The 4,694-nt window shown below is 52.8% G+C and carries 5 protein-coding genes; 3 read left to right on the top strand and 2 right to left on the bottom strand.

Annotation, left to right across the window (positions count from 1 at the left end; translation table 11 throughout):
- Positions 1 to 360 precede the first annotated feature (360 nt).
- Positions 361 to 648 carry a hypothetical protein gene (locus FJ147_27320; protein MBM4259595.1) on the bottom strand — a complete coding sequence of 96 codons (288 nt, stop codon included), beginning with the start codon at positions 646 to 648 and terminating at the stop codon, positions 361 to 363.
- 396 nt (positions 649 to 1,044) lie between these two features.
- Positions 1,045 to 1,896 carry a hypothetical protein gene (locus FJ147_27325; GenBank protein MBM4259596.1) on the bottom strand — a complete coding sequence of 284 codons (852 nt, stop codon included), beginning with the start codon at positions 1,894 to 1,896 and terminating at the stop codon, positions 1,045 to 1,047.
- Between the two features lie 203 nt (positions 1,897 to 2,099).
- Here FJ147_27325 and FJ147_27330 point away from each other — a divergent pair, with 203 nt between their 5' ends.
- The 3 genes from FJ147_27330 to FJ147_27340 all read left to right on the top strand — a co-directional run bounded on the left by FJ147_27330 (position 2,100) and on the right by FJ147_27340 (position 4,611).
- On the top strand, positions 2,100 to 3,890 hold the full coding sequence (locus FJ147_27330; GenBank protein MBM4259597.1) for an NAD(P)/FAD-dependent oxidoreductase: 1,791 nt from the start codon (positions 2,100 to 2,102) through the stop codon (positions 3,888 to 3,890).
- 134 nt (positions 3,891 to 4,024) lie between these two features.
- Positions 4,025 to 4,264: a hypothetical protein gene (locus tag FJ147_27335; GenBank protein ID MBM4259598.1), complete on the top strand. Its 240-nt coding sequence runs from the start codon at positions 4,025 to 4,027 to the stop codon at positions 4,262 to 4,264.
- Between the two features lie 62 nt (positions 4,265 to 4,326).
- Positions 4,327 to 4,611 carry a hypothetical protein gene (locus FJ147_27340; GenBank protein MBM4259599.1) on the top strand — a complete coding sequence of 95 codons (285 nt, stop codon included), beginning with the start codon at positions 4,327 to 4,329 and terminating at the stop codon, positions 4,609 to 4,611.
- The last annotated feature ends 83 nt before the right edge of the window (positions 4,612 to 4,694 follow it).

The raw sequence follows: 4,694 nt of genomic DNA on the forward strand, positions 1-4,694 counted from the left end.
TTACCCGCTGTCATCGCTGTCAGAGTATAGAGGAATTAGTCAATTTAGTCTTTGCTTGGCTGCAAAAACGCCGGTCCTTCCCGGTGGAACGTCAGGTGTATGCGCTTCCCCTCGCCGCCTAGCACTTGCCATCGAGTGAGTTTCTATTTAGATAAACAGGAGAGACCTCCCGATTATCCGCATGTCACCGAACACTGCAAATCGATCTTGGCAACCACAACGTCTTCTATTTGAAGAGGTCCGCGCCTATCTGAGTTATTCAGAAAAGTATTTGCCTCTGACCTTCTGGCGTACGAGCACCGGCTTAGAAGTTGATCTAATTGTCGGCAATCTAAATCGGACCAAGTAACATTTGTACACTCAGGCGGCCAGTTGTGAGAGCGCAGCCCGTGAGTTCTCCGCAGTCTGGAGCGCTTCGACGGCTTCCGTCACCTCGGGCGTGTAATATAGCTTCGAGAGCGCGTAGCGCCACGGGCCAGTAATCCGCAGATGTTGTTTGACATCCCCAACGAGATGCCAGATGCGTTTGCGCGTGTGATTCCGCGTACAGTTATCGTGGACATCCCCAAACGCGCGCTCAATCGGATTGGCAGCAGGACAGGAGGTGGGTAAGTAGAGTCTCTCGAAGCGCGGAGGGGGACTAAACACCCTGAACGATTGCGTATTCTCCCTGGATTCCCGCATTCGCGGGAAGGACGTCTCGTCTTTTCTCAGCGTAAAAGCCTACCCCTAAAAGGGATTCTTCCGGTGGTGACGTCCAAGGCGCCCGCCAGATAGCGCTTCTCATTGGTGCCGGGCGTCAGTACTTCGACGTGTTCCCCTTTGGGCATCCATTGATAGCCCACCTTGGACAACTGGTTGAAGTTGCCGATTTTCTTAAGAAAACCAAACAGGAGCCATTGACCGATGGAGGCACTGAAAGTGGCACCGCTCTTGCCTCGGATACCAATGGCCCTCTGCTATGACCCCTAGCAGGTGAAGAGAGGCATCCCTATGCCCGCCTTTCTTCACCCTCTCCTTTTCATCACCAAGAGTTATATTTCTTTAGCGCAGATTTGCTGTTGCACTTTGCGGGCGCAGTTGCGGGAAGTCGGGGTGTCGAAACAACGTCCCCGGTGCTGCCTTTGCCATCTTCCTCAGCGGATGACGACCGCCGTCCCGATGCTTGAGCCCTTCGACATCGGCTAACCCACCTCCAGGACGCGCCGCGCAATAGGCCTGCTCACCAAAGAACCGCAAAGAAAGCGTCCGCCGGGGTTGGCCCGCATACGTCGGTGCACCACCATGCAGCATCGCCGGATGAAAAATCACCATATCTCCAGGCTGCATTGCCCACGAGACGATCGGCCACTGATCACGCGCAGCTTCGATGTTTGGCAACGGTGGATACTCATCTGAGCGAAACAAACTGGCCGATTCATCCTGCGCGCTGAATGCGCTGGGATTATAGAGAGGACCGCGATGCGAACCTTTGACGAATTCAAGCGTGGTATCCTGAGAGACAGGGGTCAACGGCACCCACATCACACAGAGATCATCACCTTCGAGCGGCCAATACGACATATCCTGATGCCAGGGGGTGCGCCGTGAATTGGCATCCTTGAACCAGATCTGTTCATACAATAACCACAGGTTATTACTGCTAAAGAGCCCAGTGGCGATATCGGGGATACATGTGTTGAGCAGCAATTCACGATAGGCAGGAAAACAATCTGGATTGGCTTGATCCTGATAGATTGTTCCTGGCACTCCCTGCAGAACCGCGCCAGCACCAGGGCCGGGATGCGTGTATGTCCATTGAAAAGCTTCATCAGCCAACTTCAGCGTCTGGCGATCCAGAGCATTCGGGACAAAGACAACACCATCACGGTGGAATTGGGCTTGCAGTTCGTTCATGGCGACCGCATATAGACGGTTCGGTCACGCTTGGCTAGGCGGGGAAATAAAAATAATCCTCGGGAGAATCTTGCAAAAAATCGTGAAAAAGTAGAGATGTTGTAGAAGATTAGGTACAAGCACCAAGTGCTTAAGCTCTCGTATTGGCCAGTTGTAAGCTTTCGCAACATACACTAAACATCTCTACCGTATGCAAGGAGGGAATGATTATGGAAGAAGCAAAAAGCGTCCCGGCTCCACAATCCGCAGCCCAACCTATAGGCATGTTCACGCCACTACGGCAAGGCAGACAGCCACAAGAGTACTACGACCGCATCAAGCAGAAGTTTGCTGAAGAGCGCGACCTGCGCTTGAAGTATCGTCCAGAAGGTACGGGACAATATACGTCCGACCTTACTGGGGTGCTAGAAAAATATGAAGTCGATCCGTATGGCGGCGAAATCAAGCCGCGCGAACCGATCAACGATACCGTTGAAGTGTTGTTCATCGGTGGCGGCTTTTCTGCACTGCTCACCTCTGCGCGTCTGCGTGAGGTCGGTGTTGAGAGCATCCGTATCGTCGAACGTGGCGCAGATGTCGGCGGCACGTGGTACTGGAACCGCTATCCTGGTGTGGCGTGTGATGTCCCATCGTATGATTACCTGCCACTGCTTGACGAGATGGACTACGTGCCGAAGCGGCGCTACGCCACTGGCGATGAAATCTATGGTCACTGCCAAGCTATCGCCAAGCGCTACGATCTGTACAAACTGGCGGTCTTTCAGACAACCGTCACTTCAACAGTATGGAACGAAAAAGAACAGATGTGGCATCTCAAGACCGATCGTGGCGACAATATGAAGGCACGATTTGTGATTTGTGCGAACGGGACGCTGTCTAAGCCGAAGTTAGCGAAGATCAAAGGCATGGAGACATTTAAGCGGCACTCGTTCCATACCTCACGTTGGGATTACGATTACACCGGACAGGATCTTTCCAAGCTCTCAGATAAAGTTGTCGGCATCATCGGCACTGGCGCAACAGCGATCCAGGCCATTCCAGGGCTCGGCGCCAATGCCAAGGAACTGTATGTGTTCCAGCGTACGCCTTCATCAATTGACGTTCGCGATGACTGGGCCACTGATCCCAACTGGGCGCGAAAACTGAAACCAGGATGGCAGGGAGAACGGCGCGCGCAAGCGATCAGAGGCCCGCAACTGACAGATGAACAAAAGGCCGAACTTGGATCGCTAACTCGTGAAGAAAAAATTCGCCGCCAGGAAAACACCAATATCGACCACATGATGCGTATTCATCGCCGCATCGAAGACATCGTGAAAGATACAGCAACGGCGGAAGCGCTCAAGCCGTGGTACATGTTTATGTGCAAACGTCCCTGTTTCCATGACGAGTACCTGCCGACCTACAACCGACCCAATGTGCATTTGATCGATACGCACGGCAAAGGCATTACCGAAATCAACGAAAAAGGACCAGTCTTTGAAGGCAAGCAATATGAAGTCGATCTGCTGATCTACGCTACAGGCTTTGAAGTGCAGAAGACTGGCATCTACAACCAGATCGTCGGGAAAAATGGCCTTGATCTGAATGATAAGTATAACGAAGGTATCCGTACGCTGTACGGGATCCATACACAGGGGTACCCGAACATGTTTATCATGGGCGGCTACCAAGCTTCATTTCAGTTCAACTTAACCGACATGCTGCAAACCCAGGGCGATCACATTGCGGCGTGCATCGACTACGTCCGTAGTCATGGCTACCAGACCATCGACGTCACCCCAGAAGCTGAGGAGTGGTGGGTACAAGAAGTGATCAAGCATCGTGGCAAGACCACCCGTAACCAAGAGTGCACTCCTGGTTACTACAACTTCGAAGGTGAGTTTAATCGTCGACAAGACGGAAACTACAACGGTGGCTTCTTCCAGTACTACACGCACATGAAAGAAGCGCGGGAGAAGGTCAGCGAGCAGTTTGTGTTTACGAAGATATAAGCCCTACGCGCAGAGGGTACGTAAAGCACCATCTGCGCGCACTCCCCTACCCTACCGCTTTCATTGAGCTTCTACAGGCTGTAGCGTGCGCGAGGTGCACGCTGCCGTACTTCCCATCACTCAGGGAGACAAAGATGTCGACTCACCCCCTCATTGCGACCGCATACGACCTCCAACCCCTTATACGCAAACATCTGCTCGAAGGTGAACAACGAGCTCGACTAGTGAAAGAAGTCGTAAGTGCAGTGGGTGAGGCTGGCCTCTTTCGCTTATTTGCCCCTCGTGAGGTTGGCGGACTTGAAGTACCGCCACCGGTAGCGTTGGCAGCTCTGGAAATCATCAGTGCTGCTAATCCTGCGGTGAGAAGGCGGTGACAGAGGAACTTAGGTCGAAGGTCTCCTCCTTCACTGGGCAAACACTGTGAGACCAAGCGCCGATTCAAGAACTCATCGCAAATTGTGACGCTACCTTACGTGCTGTTCGAGCCGGCTTGATGGAAGCAACGACAGCAGTCTGGGAAGCAGCAAACACTGCAGACGGAGTTTCACCGAGAGTACGCGCAAACTTTTATTCTTCTTTCTTCTATGCCATGGACGTCATACGGGACACCATAAGCCGCCTGTATGCCCGAGGGACACGCGCAGCGTCTATACAAGGCCACCCAGTTGAGCGAGCCCTAAGAGAGTGTTTTGAAAAAGGGATTGGTAAGCTTGAGGGATGAATACACTGCCGCGAGTTTATCCAACGGACCTGACCATGACCGAATGGACACAATTGAAGAGCTTCTTTCCCCCGGCCTCTCGC

Source organism: Deltaproteobacteria bacterium, from assembly GCA_016874775.1.
GTDB lineage: Bacteria > Desulfobacterota > Binatia > Bin18 > Bin18 > VGTJ01.